The 19404-nt window shown below is 45.5% G+C and carries 19 protein-coding genes; 15 read left to right on the top strand and 4 right to left on the bottom strand.

The genetic code is table 11. The annotated features are described in order from the left end of the window. Positions 1-48: 48 nt before the first annotated feature. Both KXZ66_RS19635 and KXZ66_RS19630 read left to right on the top strand, forming a co-directional pair. A complete protein-coding gene (locus tag KXZ66_RS19635; protein WP_049140952.1) occupies positions 49-1776 on the top strand; it encodes an ABC transporter ATP-binding protein in 1728 nt (575 codons plus the stop codon). A gap of 9 nt (positions 1777-1785) precedes the next feature. Continuing rightward, positions 1786-2310: a dihydrofolate reductase family protein gene (locus KXZ66_RS19630; protein WP_049140953.1), complete on the top strand. Its 525-nt coding sequence runs from the start codon at positions 1786-1788 to the stop codon at positions 2308-2310. A 41-nt stretch (positions 2311-2351) separates the two neighbouring features. Here KXZ66_RS19630 and KXZ66_RS19625 read toward each other — a convergent pair whose 3' ends face one another. The 3 genes from KXZ66_RS19625 to cls all read right to left on the bottom strand — a co-directional run bounded on the left by KXZ66_RS19625 (position 2352) and on the right by cls (position 4876). Further along, positions 2352-2624 (bottom strand): hypothetical protein, encoded by a 273-nt coding sequence (locus KXZ66_RS19625; protein WP_003227597.1) that lies wholly within the window; start codon positions 2622-2624, stop codon positions 2352-2354. Between the two features lie 80 nt (positions 2625-2704). Next, on the bottom strand, positions 2705-3667 hold the full coding sequence (gene uvsE / locus KXZ66_RS19620) for a UV DNA damage repair endonuclease UvsE (RefSeq protein WP_032727054.1): 963 nt from the start codon (positions 3665-3667) through the stop codon (positions 2705-2707). A gap of 12 nt (positions 3668-3679) precedes the next feature. Continuing rightward, positions 3680-4876: a cardiolipin synthase gene (gene cls / locus KXZ66_RS19615; RefSeq protein ID WP_049140954.1), complete on the bottom strand. Its 1197-nt coding sequence runs from the start codon at positions 4874-4876 to the stop codon at positions 3680-3682. A gap of 154 nt (positions 4877-5030) precedes the next feature. On the opposite strand from cls, the gene KXZ66_RS19610 reads away from it, so the two are divergent. From KXZ66_RS19610 to pyrG, 4 genes are all read left to right on the top strand, one after another. After that, positions 5031-7148, top strand: a complete 2118-nt coding sequence (locus tag KXZ66_RS19610) for a heterodisulfide reductase-related iron-sulfur binding cluster (RefSeq protein WP_219144701.1) — start codon at positions 5031-5033, stop codon at positions 7146-7148. Then, positions 7145-8284, top strand: a complete 1140-nt coding sequence (acdA, locus tag KXZ66_RS19605) for an acyl-CoA dehydrogenase AcdA (RefSeq protein ID WP_103804133.1) — start codon at positions 7145-7147, stop codon at positions 8282-8284. Before KXZ66_RS19610 ends, acdA begins: the two co-directional genes overlap by 4 nt. A 182-nt stretch (positions 8285-8466) precedes the next feature. Beyond that, complete coding sequence (rpoE, locus tag KXZ66_RS19600; protein WP_003227609.1) at positions 8467-8988, top strand: DNA-directed RNA polymerase subunit delta; 522 nt, start codon at positions 8467-8469, stop codon at positions 8986-8988. 241 nt (positions 8989-9229) lie between these two features. Next, complete coding sequence (pyrG, locus tag KXZ66_RS19595; RefSeq protein WP_021480821.1) at positions 9230-10837, top strand: glutamine hydrolyzing CTP synthase; 1608 nt, start codon at positions 9230-9232, stop codon at positions 10835-10837. Between the two features lie 81 nt (positions 10838-10918). On the opposite strand, the gene KXZ66_RS19590 is transcribed toward pyrG, so the two are convergent. Beyond that, positions 10919-11440 carry a DUF2529 domain-containing protein gene (locus tag KXZ66_RS19590; protein ID WP_014481199.1) on the bottom strand — a complete coding sequence of 174 codons (522 nt, stop codon included), beginning with the start codon at positions 11438-11440 and terminating at the stop codon, positions 10919-10921. A 165-nt stretch (positions 11441-11605) separates the two neighbouring features. On the opposite strand from KXZ66_RS19590, the gene spo0F reads away from it, so the two are divergent. The 9 genes from spo0F to KXZ66_RS19545 all read left to right on the top strand — a co-directional run bounded on the left by spo0F (position 11606) and on the right by KXZ66_RS19545 (position 19125). Further along, complete coding sequence (spo0F, locus tag KXZ66_RS19585) at positions 11606-11980, top strand: sporulation initiation phosphotransferase Spo0F (RefSeq protein ID WP_003227621.1); 375 nt, start codon at positions 11606-11608, stop codon at positions 11978-11980. A 180-nt stretch (positions 11981-12160) separates the two neighbouring features. After that, positions 12161-13018 (top strand): class II fructose-bisphosphate aldolase, encoded by an 858-nt coding sequence (locus tag KXZ66_RS19580; RefSeq protein WP_003243339.1) that lies wholly within the window; start codon positions 12161-12163, stop codon positions 13016-13018. 119 nt (positions 13019-13137) lie between these two features. Continuing rightward, entirely contained in the window at positions 13138-13776 is a 639-nt protein-coding gene (fsa, locus tag KXZ66_RS19575) for a fructose-6-phosphate aldolase (protein WP_003227626.1), read from the top strand. A gap of 378 nt (positions 13777-14154) precedes the next feature. After that, positions 14155-15444: a UDP-N-acetylglucosamine 1-carboxyvinyltransferase gene (locus KXZ66_RS19570; protein WP_003227628.1), complete on the top strand. Its 1290-nt coding sequence runs from the start codon at positions 14155-14157 to the stop codon at positions 15442-15444. A gap of 30 nt (positions 15445-15474) precedes the next feature. Continuing rightward, positions 15475-16440 (top strand): class II fructose-bisphosphatase, encoded by a 966-nt coding sequence (gene glpX / locus KXZ66_RS19565; protein ID WP_003242962.1) that lies wholly within the window; start codon positions 15475-15477, stop codon positions 16438-16440. Between the two features lie 214 nt (positions 16441-16654). Further along, positions 16655-16816, top strand: a complete 162-nt coding sequence (locus tag KXZ66_RS19560) for a hypothetical protein (protein WP_003227632.1) — start codon at positions 16655-16657, stop codon at positions 16814-16816. 30 nt (positions 16817-16846) lie between these two features. After that, positions 16847-18130, top strand: coding sequence for a transcription termination factor Rho (gene rho, locus KXZ66_RS19555; protein WP_003221939.1), 1284 nt, complete (start codon positions 16847-16849; stop codon positions 18128-18130). Positions 18131-18248: 118 nt separating this feature from the next. Continuing rightward, positions 18249-18449: a 50S ribosomal protein L31 gene (gene rpmE, locus KXZ66_RS19550; protein ID WP_003151132.1), complete on the top strand. Its 201-nt coding sequence runs from the start codon at positions 18249-18251 to the stop codon at positions 18447-18449. 88 nt (positions 18450-18537) lie between these two features. Beyond that, the gene (locus KXZ66_RS19545; RefSeq protein ID WP_014478269.1) at positions 18538-19125 is read left to right on the top strand and encodes a thymidine kinase; all 588 of its coding nucleotides are present in this window, start codon (positions 18538-18540) and stop codon (positions 19123-19125) included. Positions 19126-19404 lie beyond the last annotated feature (279 nt).

Genomic DNA, 19404 nt, shown 5'->3' with positions numbered 1-19404 from the left:
TATAATTGAGAAATATTATCAGTTATTTATACATTGGAGGAAGATAGGGTGCTGCGGCAATTTTTTTCATATTATAAACCATATAAAACGTTGTTCTTTCTCGACTTTTTCTCAGCAATCGCGGGAGGTTTAATGGAGCTGAGTTTTCCTTTGATCGTCAATTATTTTATTGATACCTTGCTGCCGGGCAGGGACTGGGGGCTGATCATCGCGACCTCAATCGGGTTATTTGCGGTGTACGCGCTCAGCTCGGCTCTTCAGTATATCGTGACCTACTGGGGACACATGCTTGGTATCAATATTGAGACTGATATGAGAAAGTCACTTTTTGACCATTTGCAAAAGCTCTCGTTCAAATTTTACGACAACAACAAGACGGGAACGCTGATGTCGAAGCTCACGAACGATTTAATGTATATCGGTGAAGTCGCCCATCACGGACCGGAAGACTTATTCATTGCGGTCATGACCATTCTTGGGGCGTTCGGAGTGATGCTGTTTATTAACTGGCAGCTTGCTTTATTAACGTTTATCATTATGCCGATCGTCATTTGGCTAGCGCTTTATTTCAACAAAAAAATGACCAAAGCATTTACCACGCTGAACAAGGATATCGGAGACTTCAGCGCGCGTGTAGAAAATAACATCGGCGGCATCCGGCTTGTGCAGGCGTTCGGAAATGAAGCGTTTGAAAAAGAACGTTTCGCCGTCAATAACCAGCGTTTTCGTGTCACAAAGCTTTCTTCCTACAAAATCATGGCGAAAAACGGTTCAATCAGCTATATGCTGACCCGGTTTGTCACGCTGTTTGTCCTTTTGTGCGGGACGTGGTTTGTCATTCGCGGCTCCTTATCGTACGGGGAATTCGTGGCGTTTGTGCTCCTGACAAATGTGCTGTTCAGGCCTATTGACAAAATTAATGCCATTATCGAAATGTATCCGAGGGGGATCGCGGGTTTCAAAAGCTATATGGAGCTCATGGAGACAGAGCCGGACATTCAGGATTCACCTGATGCGAGAGATGTTTCCGGCCTGAAGGGCAATATCCGCTATAAACATGTTTCGTTTGGCTATGATGGCCATCACAATGTCCTCAATGACATCAACCTATCCATTCAAGCGGGGGAAACGGTGGCGTTCGTCGGTCCGTCTGGTGCGGGGAAATCAACGCTTTGCAGTCTGCTTCCGCGTTTTTATGAAGCATCGGAGGGCGACATTACGATTGACGGCATCAGTATAAAAGACATGACGCTTTCTTCGTTGCGCGGGCAGATTGGCGTCGTGCAGCAGGACGTTTTCTTATTCTCGGGCACGCTTAGAGAAAATATCGCCTACGGCCGACTAGGCGCATCAGAAGAAGACATTTGGCAAGCTGTGAAGCAGGCGCATCTGGAAGAGCTCGTCCATAACATGCCCGATGGGTTGGATACTATGATTGGCGAACGCGGCGTGAAGCTTTCCGGCGGGCAAAAACAGCGTCTGTCAATTGCAAGGATGTTCTTGAAAAATCCGTCGATCTTGATTCTCGACGAAGCCACCTCAGCCCTTGATACAGAGACGGAAGCGGCGATCCAAAAGGCGCTTCAAGAGTTGTCTGAGGGGCGCACGACGCTTGTCATCGCCCACAGGCTGGCGACGATCAAAGACGCGGACAGAATTGTAGTCGTCACAAACAACGGTATTGAAGAACAAGGCCGTCATCAAGACCTGATCGAAGCCGGAGGCCTATACAGCAGGCTGCATCAAGCGCAATTCGGGCAAATGGTGCAGCGATAGGAGGAGAACATGGAAAGAAAAACTGTGCTGTACATTGCTGTTTCATTGGATGGGATGATCGCAAAAGAAGATGGAAGCATCGATTGGCTGGATGAATTTGAAGGTGAAGGTGACAACGGCTACAGTGATTTTTATCAGACTGTTGATACAGTCATTTTAGGGCGGAGCACATATGAGCACGTTAAAGTGCTAACACCGGTTTTCCCGTATCAGGATAAAACCTGCTATGTTTTTACAGGATCGCCCGACAGTTATCAAGATGAACATGTGACGTTTATCAATGAGGGAGCCAGAGCCTTCACTGCCCGTTTGAAACAGGAAAAAGGCTCAAACATCTGGATAGCTGGCGGGGCAGAGCTGGTGAATGCCTTTATGAAAGAAGATGCCATCGACGAATTCAACATCACTGTTATTCCCGTCGTTTTAGGAAGCGGCATTCCGCTGTTTCACGAACTAACAAATGAAACAAAACTGCGGTTAAAAGGGACAAAACAATTTGGACAAGCGGTTCAGCTCCATTATGTAAGAGCATAAGAAAAAGGATAGACAGATGTCTATCCTTTTTTGTATGTAAGTTAGAGCGCTTCTCTCTCAGCAGGCTCGATGAGATTTTGAAATTTTTCAATGAGCTGCGATGCTTTTGTTCCTTCAACTACGATCAAATATTCCTTTTCATTATGAGCCATGCGGAATGTTTCAAGCTCAATTAAGCTTTTGATTTTGCACATCGTTTTCTTTGAATAAATATAAACCTCGTGGCTTCCGGAATGGCACATTTTATAAAGATGAATCAAATTTCTTAAAGTAAAGGCCTGTGCGGCTACTTTCAGAGACTTGATATTTTTCATGATCTTTCTCCTCCATCGATTGTTGTCTTATATAGCCTAAGTTCCCAAAGCTGACAAGTCGTAAACCTATTTTTGCACATTTATGACTTCCATTGCAGCGCACCGCCCCCGATGCGTTTGACACCGCGGATGGAGCTTAATTCATCCATCAAGCGGAGAAGCGCCTTGTCTTTCTGCTTTGCTTCAATCATGAAATCAATATTCGTTCCCCATTGCCTAAAGCGTTCCAACAGCGGCAGCAAAAAGTTGGCGTCAACATAATCGGCATGGCTGCGTATCGCTTGCTCCGATTTTGGGGAAGACAAGTGAACCTTTGGCTGAAGGCCGATCCGCTCCCACGTTTTGATCATGCGGGGCAGTGCTACATTCAGGTCGGCGTGATCGTCTGGATTGGCGTAAAAATGATGAAAGTCAAAGACAAACGGAACATCCTCCTGCTCACAGACCTGAAGCGTTTCTTCCGTTGTATATGTTTTATCATCATTTTCAAGTGTCATCCGCTTTTTGATCTCCTGCGGCAGCTGTTTTATATTTTGATGAAATTGCGCAGTGGCGGTGTCTTTATTTCCGTAAGCGCCGCCAATATGAATGTTGATAACGGAGCGATCAGCAATGCCCATGGCTTCAAGCATGCGGTAGTGATACGCCATATCGGTTACCGCATTTTTTGTGAGGGATTCCTTCGGGCTCGTAAACAGAGTGAATTGATTTGGATGAAAGCTTGTTCGCAGTTGATGGGTTTTAACAAGCTCTCCAATCTCCCGAAACTCTTTTTGAAACGGTGTTACAAAATCCCACATCACGTCGGGATGCGTAGCCAGCGGCACAATCGAACTGGAAAAACGGTACAAAGGGATGCCGTGTCCGATGATATAGTGAAGGGTTCTCATCGTATTGCGCAAATTGGCTTTTGTCACAGTCAGAAGCGCTTCTTTTCTTTCAGTCTTTGAAAGCTTTGAATAACGCGCGAATGTCAATGTTTTAGCGGGAGACGCATCCCAAAGGCTCATCGCATTTGAAACGAACCCGAATCTGAAAATCATAGGAACTCTCCTTTATAAGAAATAAGATAATGCCCTGCCGAGCCATTCCGCCGGGCGCTGCCTGAATGTGCGCTTGCTGAAATCCTCCATCGTCAGCCGCTCCGACTTTTTCATATCCTCCTCAATCGTGGCATAGACTTCACTTGTAAACGCTTCGTCATCAATTTCGACATTCACCTCTTCATTTAAAAACAGGCTTCGTTTATCGAAGTTGGCTGTTCCGATAATGCTGAGATCGTCGTCTATGATGAGGGCTTTTACATGATAAAACCCTTGATAATAACGATAAATAAGACAGCCGGCATCCAAGAGCTCCGAATAATACGTAAAAGCAGCTTCTCGTACCAGCGGATGGTCTGATTTCATCGGTACAATGATTCTCACGGATACGCCGTTTTTTCTTGCGTTAATAAGGGCCTCTTGAAGCGGTTTTGATGGAATGTAATAAGGCGTGCAAACCGTAAGGCGATTCTTCGCTTGGGCAATATTGGCCAAGTATTTGTTTTCAAGGGAATAACCGTCGGTCGCATATATCTTGTGAGAAATAGTCCCTTGCTGAAGCTTTGGCCAAACATCCGAACCCAGTTGGATTCCGGTATTTCGTTTTAGATCAGAAGCAAAAAGCGTTTGAAGATCATGTACGCCTTCTCCCATCATGCGCAGATGATAATCCTCCCAATTGCCGAACTTCGCCTTCTTTCCAAGATATTCTTCGGCGATGTTAAACCCGCCGATATAACCGATTTTTCCGTCTATCACCGTAATCTTCCGGTGATTCCGTTTTTGCATGTGAAAAAAGAAAAAAGGAAAACGGGGACGATTCATCACATGGACATGGACGCCGGCATTTTTCATCGTCTGCAGCGCCGTTTTTTTAATTGCCCGGCAGCCAGCCCAATCCAGAAGCAAATAAACGGAGACGCCAGCTTGGGCTTTTGTTTTCAGCAAGGTATACATATTGTGGCTGACCTCATCATTTTTCATAATAAAAAACATCATGTGAACAGAAGAGGCGGCCTGGCGAATATCATTCATCATCCGCTCAACGAGATCAGCGCCGCAGTGGATCAATTCGATGTCACTCTTCTTTTTTGAAAAAACAGGCTCGTACGCCTTTTTTCTGTATCCGGCACGGCCCATGAAGATATCAAGCAGAATCAAGGCAAAGAAAATAACGACAATGATCATAATCACGATAAATACCTTCATACCGGCACTCCTTTCCGTAGTAAAGGTAGTGTGCCCGAACAGCAGGAATTTAATTATTGACTGAACACTCATTCATTATTTATCATAAAGATAATCTTATACAGATTCGGGGGTAGGGGATCGCGGTCTTTATCAGTAAAAAGGGGGAATTGGAATGAGCGGCTTTCTCATCGCAAATGCATTATTATTTCTGATTGTAACCGCTTACGCTGTCTATTTGTTTGTGTACTTGGTCAAAACAAGACTGGCCTACATCAAGCTCGGCCAGAAAGAACAATTTGATCAACGGTTCAAGGAACGGCTTCACGCCATATGGGCGAATGTATTCGGACAGAAAAAACTGCTCAAGGACAAGAAAAGCGGAATCATTCACGTCATGTTTTTCTACGGATTTATATTGGTTCAGTTCGGAGCAATTGACTTTATCATCAAAGGACTGGCTCCCGGCCGAAATCTGCCGCTTGGCCCTGTCTATCCCGCCTTCACCTTTTTTCAGGAAATTGTTACGTTTCTCATTTTAATTGCTGTTGGGTGGGCATTCTACAGACGTTATATCGAAAAGCTCGTGAGGCTGAAACGCGGTTTCAAAGCCGGACTCGTTCTCATTTTTATCGGAGGATTAATGCTGACCGTTCTGCTTGGGAACGGGATGAATCTGATTTGGCATGAGCATGGGCTTTCTTGGAGCGAGCCAATTGCCTCAGGTATTGCGTTTATGCTTAGCGGTGTCGGGAAAACAGGCGCGGCGGTGATTTTCTATATCGCTTGGTGGATCCATCTTCTGTTCTTGCTTAGCTTTTTAGTGTACGTGCCTCAGTCGAAGCATGCCCATTTAATCGCCGGCCCGGCAAACGTCTTTTTCAATCGAATGGAATCTGCCGGAAAACTTGAAAAAATTGATTTTACCGACGAAACGAAAGAAAGCTACGGAGCGGGAAAAATTGAGGATTTCAGACAGTCTCAGCTGCTTGATCTATATGCGTGTGTCGAGTGCGGCCGCTGTACCAATATGTGTCCTGCAACAGGCACCGGAAAAATGCTTTCTCCGATGGACTTGATTTTGCGTCTCAGAGACCATCTCACGGAAAAAGGCGCTGCCGTCACCTCGCGCTCCCCATGGGTGCCCGCAGCAGCGTTTCGGCATACGAGAGGCAATCAGCTGGCTGCGGCGTCAGCGGGCAGCGGATCGCAGGAAGCCGCAGCGGCGCTTGATTACAATCCAAGCTTGATCGGCGACGTCATCACAGAGGAAGAAATTTGGGCATGCACCACTTGCCGGAACTGTGAGGATCAATGCCCGGTCATGAATGAGCACGTGGATAAAATCATCGATCTCCGCCGCTACCTCGTACTGACAGAAGGAAAAATGGACAGTGACGCCCAGCGCGCAATGACAAGTATTGAGCGGCAGGGGAATCCGTGGGGACTCAACCGCAAGGAACGTGAAAATTGGCGTGACGAGGCGCCGGATGCTGAGATTCCGACTGTAAAAGAAATGAAAAAAGAAGGAAAAGAATTTGAGTACCTTTTCTGGGTAGGCGCCATGGGGTCTTACGACAACAGAAGCCAGAAAATCGCAATTTCCTTTGCCAAGCTGCTCAATCACGCGGGCGTGTCCTTCGCGATCCTCGGCAATAAAGAAAAAAATTCAGGAGACACGCCGCGCCGCCTCGGAAATGAATTTTTGTTCCAAGAGCTGGCTGAGAAGAATATTTCTGAATTTGAAAAAAATGATGTCAAAAAAATCGTTACGATCGATCCCCATGCATACAATTTATTTAAAAACGAATATCCGGATTTCGGATTTGAAGGCGAGGTTTATCATCATACAGAAGTGCTGGCCGAGCTTGTGAAAAACGGAAAATTAAGACCGCAGCACCCGCTTCATGAGACGATTACCTTCCATGATTCGTGCTATTTGGGCCGGTACAATGAAGTCTATGATCCGCCGAGAGAGATTTTGAAAGCCATTCCGGGCGTGCAGCTTGTTGAAATGGAGAGAAACCGGGAAACCGGCATGTGTTGCGGAGCCGGCGGGGGATTAATGTGGATGGAGGAAGAAACAGGCAACAGGATTAACGTCGCCAGGACAGAGCAAGCGCTCGCAGTCAACCCATCGGTGATCAGTTCTGGCTGTCCGTATTGTCTCACAATGCTTGGGGACGGCACAAAGGCGAAGGAAGCCGAAGACCAAGTCAAAACGTACGACGTCGTCGAGCTTCTGGCTCAATCCGTTTTAGGCGCTGATCTGAAAATGGGGGAGAAGCAATGAATTTTTCATTATCAGAAGAACATGAGATGATACGAAAATTGGTGCGCGATTTTGCGAAGCATGAGGTGGCCCCGACAGCAGCAGAACGGGACGAACAAGAACGCTTCGATCGCGAGCTGTTTCGGGAAATGGCAAATCTGGGGCTGACGGGAATTCCGTGGCCTGAAGATTACGGCGGAATCGGAAGTGACTATTTGGCCTACATCATCGCGGTGGAGGAGCTGTCAAAAGTGTGCGCCTCCACCGGTGTGACGCTTTCCGCCCATATCTCTCTTTGCAGCTGGCCGCTGTTTGCCTTTGGGACAGAGGAACAGAAGACAGAGTACTTAACACAGCTGGCCCTCGGAGAGAAAATCGGCGCATTCGCTTTGACCGAAGCAGGGTCTGGCTCTGACGCCGGCAGCATGAAAACAACTGCTGAACGAATCGGCGATGACTATGTGTTAAATGGTTCCAAAGTGTTTATCACAAACGGCGGCGTTGCTGATATTTACATTGTTTTTGCCGTCACCGATCCCGAGAAAAAGAAAAAAGGCATTACCGCTTTTATAGTAGAAAAGGATTTTGAAGGATTTTTTACAGGCAAGAAAGAAAAGAAGCTGGGCATCCGTTCTTCACCGACAACGGAAATCATGTTCGAAGATTGTGTAGTGCCCGCATCAAAGCGTCTCGGAGAAGAAGGAGAAGGCTTCAAAATCGCGATGAAGACGCTTGACGGAGGCAGAAACGGCATAGCTGCACAAGCTGTAGGCATCGCCCAAGGAGCGCTTGATGCGGCGCTTCAATATGCAAAAGAGCGAAAGCAATTCGGAAAATCGATCGCCGAGCAGCAGGGCATCGCTTTTAAACTCGCGGATATGGCGACAATGATAGAAGCTTCAAGGCTACTGACCTATCAGGCTGCATGGTTAGAATCATCGGGCCTTCCATATGGAAAAGCTTCCGCCATGTCCAAACTGATGGCTGGGGATACGGCGATGAAGGTAACGACCGAAGCCGTGCAGATTTTCGGCGGCTACGGCTATACAAAAGATTATCCGGTAGAACGCTATATGCGTGATGCAAAAATCACGCAAATCTATGAAGGCACTCAAGAAATTCAAAGACTGGTCATCTCCAGAATGCTCGCGGATTAACGGAAAACATCTCTCAGTCGGATCACTCTTGTAAAATTATTTAAATTAACGCTGTTAAGGGTAGCATATTCTGTTTTATTTTGTTTATAATGAGAGGTATGGTTTGTATAAGAACGATACAAAATCGCTTTCATTATTGATAAAACAGATACATATAAGTAATAGAAAGGGAGTGTCCGACCTTGGGTATCAAACAATATTCACAGGAAGAGCTAAAGGAAATGGCTTTAGTTGAAATCGCTCACGAATTATTTGAAGAACATAAAAAACCAGTTCCTTTTCAGGAGCTTTTAAATGAAATCGCATCTTTGCTCGGCGTGAAAAAAGAAGAGCTTGGAGACCGCATCGCTCAATTTTATACAGATTTAAACATTGACGGCCGCTTCCTGGCGCTTTCTGACCAGACGTGGGGGCTTCGCAGCTGGTATCCGTATGATCAGCTTGATGAAGAAACTCAGCCGACAGTCAAGGCGAAAAAGAAAAAAGCGAAGAAAGCAGTCGAAGAAGATCTTGATCTTGACGAGTTTGAAGAGATCGACGAAGACGACCTTGATTTGGATGAAGTTGAGGAAGAACTCGATCTTGAAGCCGACGATTTTGACGATGAAGATCTTGATGAAGACGACGATGATCTTGAGATCGAAGAAGATATTATTGATGAAGATGATGAAGACTATGATGATGAAGAAGAGGAAATTAAATAGTATCAGATTTCATCTTCAAAACGATCTTGACTTTCATAGTCGAACTATGTAGTATGTATTTTGGGCTCTTCAAAAACGAAGAGAGAACATAGTACGTTATGCTCCCTTTCAAGAAATTGAAAGGGAGCTTTCTTATTTTCACCCCTCATTTTTCTTATAAATCATTTAAAAGGCTAAATGATTTTTTATAAAATAGTACATTTTAAAAATGTAGCTAAGAGCGAAGAGAGGAGCAAACGAAATGACGAAATATATTTTTGTAACCGGGGGAGTTGTATCCTCACTTGGAAAGGGTATTGTAGCAGCTTCATTAGGGCGTTTGCTGAAAAACCGCGGACTGAACGTGACGATTCAGAAATTCGATCCATACATCAACGTTGACCCGGGAACAATGAGCCCGTACCAGCACGGTGAAGTATTCGTAACGGATGACGGCGCTGAAACAGACTTGGACCTTGGCCACTATGAGCGTTTTATCGACATTAACCTGAATAAATTCAGCAACGTGACAACAGGTAAAATCTATTCAACAGTTCTTAAAAAAGAACGCCGCGGAGATTACCTTGGCGGAACCGTACAGGTCATTCCGCACATCACAAACGAATTGAAAGACCGTGTTTACCGCGCAGGGAAAGAGACAAACGCAGATGTTGTCATTACAGAAATCGGCGGTACTGTCGGAGACATCGAATCACTGCCATTCCTTGAAGCGATCCGCCAAATGAAGAGCGACATCGGCCGTGAAAACGTAATGTACATCCACTGTACGCTCGTACCTTACATTAAAGCTGCTGGTGAATTAAAAACAAAACCGACACAGCACAGCGTAAAAGAATTACGCAGCTTGGGCATTCAGCCAAACATCATCGTCGTTCGTACAGAAATGCCGATTTCTCAAGATATGAAAGATAAAATCGCGCTTTTCTGCGACATCGATACAAAAGCGGTTATTGAATGTGAAGATGCGGACAACCTTTACTCCATTCCGCTGGAGCTTCAAAAACAAGGGCTTGATAAGCTTGTTTGCGAGCACATGAAATTGGCATGCAAAGAAGCGGAAATGTCCGAATGGAAAGAGCTTGTTAACAAAGTCAGCAACCTGTCTCAAACGATTACAATCGGCCTTGTCGGCAAATACGTTGAGCTTCCTGACGCTTACATTTCTGTTGTCGAGTCTCTCCGCCATGCGGGCTATGCGTTTGACGCAGATGTAAAAGTGAAATGGATCAACGCGGAAGAAGTGACAGAAAACAATATCGCAGAACTCACAAGCGGAACAGACGGCATCATTGTGCCGGGCGGATTCGGAGACCGCGGTGTTGAAGGTAAAATCGTCGCGACAAAATACGCGCGCGAAAACAACATTCCGTTCTTGGGCATTTGCTTGGGCATGCAGGTGGCGTCTATTGAATACGCACGAAACGTATTGGGCTTAAAAGGCGCCCACTCAGCGGAAATTGATCCGTCAACTCAATACCCGATCATTGATCTTCTTCCTGAACAAAAGGATGTGGAGGATCTCGGGGGAACGCTTCGTCTCGGCCTTTACCCTTGTAAGCTTGAAGAAGGCACGAAAGCCTTTGAAGTGTATCAGGATGAAGTGGTGTACGAGCGCCACCGCCACCGCTATGAGTTTAACAATGAATTCAGACAGCAAATGGAAGAGCAAGGCTTCGTATTCTCAGGCACAAGCCCTGATGGACGCCTTGTTGAAATCATCGAGCTGAAAGACCACCCTTGGTTCGTGGCTTCTCAGTTCCACCCAGAGTTCAAGTCAAGACCGACAAGACCTCAGCCTCTATTCAAAGGCTTTATCGGAGCGTCTGTCGAAGCTGCAAATCAGAAGTAATAAAAAAGACTTGCCGTTTGTCAAAAGCGGGCAAGTCTTTTTTATTTGTTTCCGGCAAGTTCCAGCATGTACAATAAGATATTATGCATACTCTTGCAGAATTTCTTTTAGTGTAAACGATAAAGCGTGATAGACATACAGTGCTGTCATTAAAGAGGGAAACCCGTAACGGGTGCCGTCTTCATCCGGAACAAGCGGCATTTTTAATTTAGAATCAATATGCACATCACAATACTGTTCTATTCCCGCACTGTCTTTGGCTGCGGGCGATACGCATACGACTCCCGCACCTTTTTCATAAAGCTCTTTTGCGAGCGCCTGTTCTTCGGCTGTGCCCGTCCCTGAGCAAAACATCAGCACCCTGTCGCTTTCTGTCACTTCCTCAGCGCTTTCTGGAAAGGCTTTGACAGATGGGAAGGGTTCTTTGCTTTCAGTGGCCTCAAAAAAGACGCCCTGCAGCTCATTTGCTCCGTATAAATAAATGGAATGCCCGCTGATCACCGCTTGAGCAAGCAGCCGCGCCCCATCTTCAATCGCGTCAGATTCCTTATCCTGAATGCGGGAAAAAATACCTGTTAACTGCGTCGTGAATATTTTCAACATAAGTGAATCCTCCTTTATAACGTACAATATCAGTATACAACAAAAGAGAAAATGCTCAGAAAATGTCGTAAAGTAGACTATTATAATTAAAGGAAATAGGAAAATCAAACAGAATACATACAATACTGCTTACTTTTGACGAAAATCATAATATTGGGGTGTAAAATGATGAATGAAAAAATTTTAATCGTTGATGATCAATACGGCATTCGTATTTTGCTAAATGAAGTGTTCAATAAAGAAGGCTACCAGACGTTTCAGGCTGCGAACGGCCTGCAGGCGCTTGACATTGTGACAAAAGAACGGCCCGACCTTGTGCTTTTGGACATGAAAATTCCCGGCATGGACGGAATCGAAATCTTAAAACGGATGAAGGTCATTGACGAAAACATCCGGGTCATTATCATGACGGCATACGGAGAGCTCGACATGATCCAGGAATCGAAGGAATTGGGCGCTCTGACGCACTTTGCCAAGCCGTTTGACATCGACGAAATCAGAGACGCCGTCAAAAAATATCTGCCCCTGAAGTCTAACTGACAAAAAGAAGAAACAAATGAATCATGTCATTATGTTGCCGATTTGTCGAAAAGTTGGTATCCTAGTTATGGAGAAAAAGCGATCTGAGTATTTACATATGACAGCAATATATGGGTCATGCTAGGGTGGAAAGCTTTTTTCGCTAGAAGACAATCAGGCTACATAAGGAGGACATTCGACATGCCTTTAGTTTCTATGACGGAAATGTTGAATACAGCTAAAGAAAAAGGGTACGCTGTAGGACAATTTAACTTAAACAACCTTGAGTTTACTCAAGCGATTTTACAAGCAGCTGAAGAAGAAAAATCTCCAGTGATCCTTGGTGTTTCCGAAGGTGCGGGACGCTACATGGGCGGCTTCAAAACAGTCGTTGCTATGGTAAAAGCACTTATGGAAGAGTACAAAGTGACAGTTCCTGTTGCGATTCACTTAGACCATGGTTCAAGCTTTGAATCTTGTGCGAAAGCGATTCATGCAGGTTTCACATCTGTAATGATCGACGCTTCTCACCATCCATTTGAAGAAAACGTAGCAACAACTGCTAAAGTTGTTGAGCTTGCTCATTTCCACGGAGTATCTGTAGAAGCTGAGCTTGGAACAGTAGGCGGACAAGAAGATGACGTTATCGCTGAAGGCGTAATCTACGCTGATCCTAAAGAGTGCCAAGAGCTTGTTGAGCGCACTGGCATCGACTGCCTTGCACCTGCATTAGGTTCTGTTCACGGCCCTTACAAAGGTGAGCCAAACCTTGGTTTCAAAGAAATGGAAGAGATCGGAAAATCAACTGGTCTTCCGCTAGTTCTTCACGGCGGTACTGGAATTCCGACTGCTGACATCAAAAAATCAATTTCACTTGGTACAGCTAAAATCAACGTGAATACTGAAAACCAAATTTCTTCTGCAAAAGCTGTTCGCGAAACATTGGCAGCTAAGCCTGACGAGTACGATCCACGTAAATACCTTGGACCAGCTCGTGAAGCGATCAAAGAAACAGTTATCGGTAAAATGCGTGAATTTGGTTCTTCAAACCAAGCTTAATTCAATTGGAACTTTTTATAGCCGCCTGACAGCTTGACAGGCGGTTTTCCGTCTATCTTTAGAAAGCGCAATCATATTCACAGTTCAGAAAATTTCTTAATCAGGGAGGCTTTTTGAAAATGTTATTCTTTGTTGATACAGCCAATATCGATGAAATTAGAGAAGCGAATGAATTAGGAATTCTCGCCGGTGTAACGACGAATCCTAGTTTAGTAGCAAAGGAAGCTAACGTATCATTCCACGACCGTCTTCGCGAGATCACAGACGTCGTGAAAGGGTCTGTAAGCGCAGAGGTTATTTCTTTGAAAGCTGAGGAAATGATCGAGGAAGGAAAAGAACTGGCGAAGATCGCTCCGAACATTACGGTGAAAATCCCAATGACGTCTGACGGTTTAAAAGCGGTAAGAGCACTTACTGACTTAGGCATCAAAACAAACGTTACATTGATCTTCAATGCCAACCAGGCGCTTCTTGCTGCCAGAGCGGGGGCAACATATGTATCTCCATTCCTGGGACGTTTAGATGACATCGGCCACAACGGGCTTGACTTGATTTCAGAAGTTAAACAGATTTTTGACATTCACGGCCTTGACACGCAAATCATTGCAGCGTCAATCCGCCATCCGCAGCACGTGACAGAAGCTGCTCTTAGAGGGGCTCATATCGGCACAATGCCGCTGAAAGTCATTCATGCGCTCACGAAGCACCCATTAACAGACAAAGGAATCGAACAATTCCTGGCAGACTGGAACAAATAATGAAAGGGGCGGCAAACAGCTTTATGCCTGTTTGCCGCGGCCTTTGTATTTCACCGACCTGATACAGCGGATCTTCAGATGCTGACGCCGCTTTACAGAGAAGGAATCATTGGGCTGCAGAAGCTGATATCGGAATGAAGGGTATGCGTACTGCTTTTGCCGGATGACGACGATGTCTCTCGAGCCGGCGGGTCTCTGTGCATCTTTTGAAACCTGTACCCCCCAAAGCTTCGCTATTTTCTTCCTGATATTTTACAATGTGTTGTATTCTTTCTCTTCGAATTGGCTAGATTTTGGACATGAGCTTTATTTGCAGAGACAGAATAAAATGACATTTTATTTAGCTCCGCAGCTATCTTCTTATGGAAGGAGACTATCATGGAAAAGTTGAATATTGCCGGCGGTGACTCGTTAAACGGTACAGTACATATCAGCGGCGCTAAAAACAGCGCTGTTGCGTTAATACCTGCAACCATTTTGGCAAATTCCGAGGTGACAATTGAAGGGCTTCCAGAGATTTCAGATATTGAAACGCTGCGTGACCTGTTAAAGGAAATCGGCGGCAACGTGCATTTTGAGAATGGGGAAATGGTTGTTGACCCTACGTCGATGATCAGCATGCCGCTTCCTAACGGGAAAGTAAAAAAGCTTCGCGCGTCATATTATTTAATGGGGGCGATGCTCGGCCGCTTCAAGCAGGCGGTCATTGGATTGCCTGGCGGCTGTCACTTAGGGCCCCGTCCGATTGATCAGCATATCAAAGGCTTTGAAGCACTCGGAGCTGAAGTAACCAATGAACAAGGCGCCATTTATTTGCGAGCTGAAAGGCTGAGAGGCGCAAGGATTTATTTAGATGTCGTAAGCGTTGGGGCAACGATTAACATTATGCTCGCCGCTGTTTTGGCAGAAGGGAAAACGATCATCGAAAACGCTGCCAAGGAGCCTGAGATCATTGACGTCGCGACATTGCTTACCAGCATGGGCGCCAAAATCAAAGGTGCGGGTACCAATGTGATTCGAATCGACGGCGTGAAGGAACTGCACGGCTGCAAGCATACGATCATTCCGGACAGAATTGAAGCCGGGACATTTATGATTGCAGGGGCTGCAATGGGCAAGGAAGTCATTATCGATAACGTCATCCCCACTCATCTTGAGTCGTTAACGGCAAAGCTGAGAGAAATGGGCTATCATATCGAAACAAGCGACGACCAGCTCCTCATTGTCGGCGGGCAGAAGAACTTAAAGCCGGTTGACGTCAAAACCCTCGTATACCCGGGGTTTCCGACTGATTTACAGCAGCCGATGACGGCGCTCCTGACAAGGGCGAAAGGGACGAGTGTCGTCACAGACACCATCTATTCGGCAAGATTCAAGCACATTGATGAGCTGAGACGAATGGGTGCCAATATGAAAGTAGAAGGCAGATCTGCCATCATCACAGGTCCTGTCGAGCTTCAAGGCGCAAAAGTGAAGGCGAGTGATCTGCGTGCCGGAGCCTGCTTGGTGGTAGCCGGACTAATGGCTGATGGCGTCACGGAAATTACGGGACTGGAGCATATTGACCGCGGATACAGCAGCCTTGAGAAGAAGCTTGAGGGGCTTGGAGCGACAATTTGGCGTGAAAGAATGACTGACGAAGAAATAGAACAGCTTCAAAATTCATAATGGTTTCTTGTGAGAGGAGATCGTGTTGAAATGGAAAGAAGTTTATCAATGGAATTGGTACGTGTAACCGAGGCTGCGGCATTGGCATCAGCAAGATGGATGGGCCGGGGAAAAAAAGATGAGGCTGATGAAGCGGCAACAAGTGCAATGAGAGACGTTTTTGATACAGTGCCGATGAAAGGGACCGTTGTAATCGGTGAAGGGGAAATGGACGAAGCGCCAATGCTGTATATCGGGGAAAAGCTCGGAAACGGGTACGGCCCTCGCGTGGATGTCGCAGTTGACCCTCTTGAAGGCACAAACATCTTAGCAAGCGGCGGCTGGAACGCGCTGACGGTGATCGCGGTCGCAGACCACGGCACGCTTCTGAATGCTCCTGACATGTATATGCAAAAAATCGCAGTCGGTCCGGAAGCGGTGGGCTGCATTGACATCGAAGCACCTGTCATTGACAACCTTAAAGCGGTGGCAAAAGCGAAAAACAAGGACGTTGAGGACGTCGTTGCCACAATTTTAAACCGTGAAAGACACGCAAAAATCATTTCCGAGCTTCGTGAGGCCGGCGCCAGAATCAAATTGATCAATGACGGAGATGTCGCAGGTGCCATCAACACGGCTTTCGACCACACGGGCGTTGATATCCTGTTCGGATCAGGCGGCGCTCCCGAGGGTGTGCTTTCCGCTGTTGCGCTAAAAGCACTCGGCGGAGAAATCATTGGTAAACTTCTTCCGCAAAGCGAAGAAGAAATCACTCGCTGTCACAAAATGGGCCTTGATTTAAGCAAAGTGCTTCGCATGGAAGACCTTGTGAAGGGTGATGACGCGATTTTTGCAGCTACAGGGGTTACTGACGGCGAGCTGTTAAAAGGAGTTCAATTCAAAGGCTCTGTCGGTACAACTGAAAGCTTAGTTATCCGTGCAAAATCAGGCACTGTTCGTTTCGTTGACGGCAGACACAGCTTGAAAAAGAAACCAAATCTTGTAATCCGTCCATAACAAACAGAAAAAGCGGGTGTGAGCCCGCTTTAACTTTTGCAGAAAAGCGTCAACTCTATCAATTCCGTGTCAAAACCTTATTTCAGTTGAATAATTTTTTGAAATAAGGTAAAAATAAAGAGTGCTGCGAATTTTACTGCGTAATACCTTCTTTTAAGCACTAGGAAAGTTTCAATTTCTACCGCATACAGACGATATAAGTATTGATCTTCTCATGTTTTTGTCCTCGCTTCCTTCAAAACTCATTAAGACAATCCTTTTAACAAAAGCGCCGATCATGGGTGGAAGTGTTACCGATAGAAGTTCCTTTATGTTAAAAAAAGAATGTGCTTTGGCGGATGTTGTGCAAAAGCAGCAGATGACATGTTCAGAGTAAGATATTGACTATGAAAAGCGTGGTGTTTTTATGAAAGACGTATCTATTTCCTCTTTGGAAAATATGAAATTGAAAGAGCTTTATGAACTTGCAAGACATTATAAAATCTCCTATTACAGCAAACTGACAAAAAAAGAACTCATTTTCGCCATTCTGAAAGCGAATGCAGAACAAGAAGATCTGCTGTTTATGGAAGGCGTTCTTGAGATCATCCAGTCTGAAGGTTTCGGCTTCCTGAGACCGATCAACTACTCTCCAAGCTCAGAAGACATTTACATCTCAGCTTCACAAATCCGCCGTTTTGATTTGCGGAACGGAGACAAAGTATCAGGCAAGGTTCGCCCGCCAAAAGAAAATGAGCGCTACTATGGACTTTTGCACGTTGAAGCAGTAAATGGGGATGATCCCGAATCTGCAAAAGAGCGTGTGCATTTCCCGGCTCTTACGCCACTTTATCCGGATCGTCAAATGGTGCTTGAAACAAAGCCGAACTTCTTGTCTACAAGAATTATGGACATGATGGCGCCGGTTGGATTTGGACAGCGCGGATTGATTGTTGCGCCGCCGAAAGCCGGAAAAACGATGCTGCTGAAGGAAATTGCCAACAGCATTACAGCGAACCAGCCTGAAGCAGAGCTGATCGTGCTTTTAATTGACGAGAGACCTGAGGAAGTAACCGATATCGAGCGCTCTGTAGCTGGGGATGTCGTCAGCTCAACGTTTGATGAAGTGCCGGAAAACCATATCAAAGTGGCCGAGCTTGTGCTTGAACGTGCGATGCGTCTCGTGGAACACAAAAAAGACGTCATTATCCTGATGGACAGCATCACACGGCTTGCCCGCGCCTACAACTTAGTGATTCCGCCAAGTGGAAGAACGCTTTCCGGGGGGATTGACCCAGCGGCGTTCCACCGTCCGAAACGCTTCTTTGGGGCTGCGAGAAATATCGAAGAGGGCGGCAGCTTAACCATCCTTGCTACGGCTCTGGTTGATACAGGTTCACGTATGGATGATGTCATTTATGAAGAATTCAAGGGAACAGGCAACATGGAGCTCCATCTTGACCGCTCTCTTGCCGAGCGCCGCATCTTCCCTGCCATCGATATCCGCCGTTCAGGAACGCGCAAAGAAGAGCTGCTTGTGCCTAAAGAGCATCTTGATCGTTTATGGTCTATCCGCAAAACGATGTCTGATTCACCTGATTTCGCAGAAAAGTTCATGAGAAAAATGAAAAAAACCAAAACAAACCAGGAATTTTTCGATATTCTCAATCAAGAATGGAAACAGGCAAATCTATCATCTGCAAGAAGGTAAATTGTATTTGCAAAAGAAGTAAATCACTGATATAATTTTCTCATATGCGTTTCGGACAATGCTCCGAAATAATAACTCTGTTTCCACACGGGATTCAGGGCGGAAGGAGATGGATACAATGAAAGCAGGAATTCATCCTAATTTCAAAAAAGCAACAGTTAAATGCGCTTGCGGAAATGAATTTGAAACAGGCTCAGTAAAAGAAGAGGTACGCGTTGAGATTTGCTCTGAATGCCACCCATTCTACACTGGCCGTCAAAAATTCGCTTCTGCTGATGGTCGTGTTGATCGCTTTAACAAAAAATACGGTCTTAAGTAATAATAGATTTCTCAACAGGCAAGCAGCAGTCTTGCCTGTTTTTTATATTGTCTAAAACACAGCTGGCAGAGAGAGGGGAGCGAAGCCTATGTACATAATGAAACAAAGCGGGTGGCTTGAGCTGATTTGCGGCAGCATGTTCTCGGGGAAATCTGAAGAGCTGATCAGAAGAGTGAAGAGAGCAACTTATGCCAAGCAGGAAGTCAGGGTATTTAAGCCTGTAATTGATAACCGATACAGCGAAGCTGCTGTTGTCTCCCATAATGGAACATCGATGACGAGCTATGCCATTTCGTCTGCTGCGGACATTTGGGATCACATCAGTGAAAGTACAGATGTGATTGCGGTTGATGAAGTGCAGTTTTTTGATCAGGAAATTGTTGAGGTTTTATCATCTCTTGCCGATAAAGGCTACCGTGTGATAGCAGCAGGCCTTGATATGGATTTTAGGGGAGAGCCGTTCGGTGTCGTCCCGAATATCATGGCGATTGCGGAAAGTGTGACAAAGCTGCAAGCCGTCTGTTCTGTTTGCGGATCACCGGCGAGCAGAACACAGCGCCTCATTGACGGCAAACCTGCTTCTTACGATGATCCGGTCATTTTGGTTGGTGCATCTGAATCATATGAAGCAAGATGCAGACATCATCACGAAGTCCCAGGTAAATCTAAAAAATAGTCCAAAACATGGGTATAAAGATAGAATGCACCGGCTAAAAACACCGGTGTTTTTTTTATATTCTGATAATATGCAATTAAAAAATTTAAATAAGTATATTAAAAAATTAAGTAATTTTCTTCCCTTGAATTTTGATTTTGACAGGCATACAATAGCTTACGTAATGTAAATAGTTTTGAGACATTGTTCGAATAATTGTCACAAAGTCGCATAAAGATCATGATCGGTCATATTTTAGATGGGTTATTACTTAACTTGGTTAACTATTTCAAGAAAGAA

It is taken from the genome of Bacillus sp. LJBS17 (assembly GCF_019334685.1).
Classification (GTDB): domain Bacteria; phylum Bacillota; class Bacilli; order Bacillales; family Bacillaceae; genus Bacillus; species Bacillus subtilis.
The sequence above is the reverse complement of the archived record's forward strand: the minus strand, read 5'-3'. Positions and strand labels throughout refer to the sequence as shown.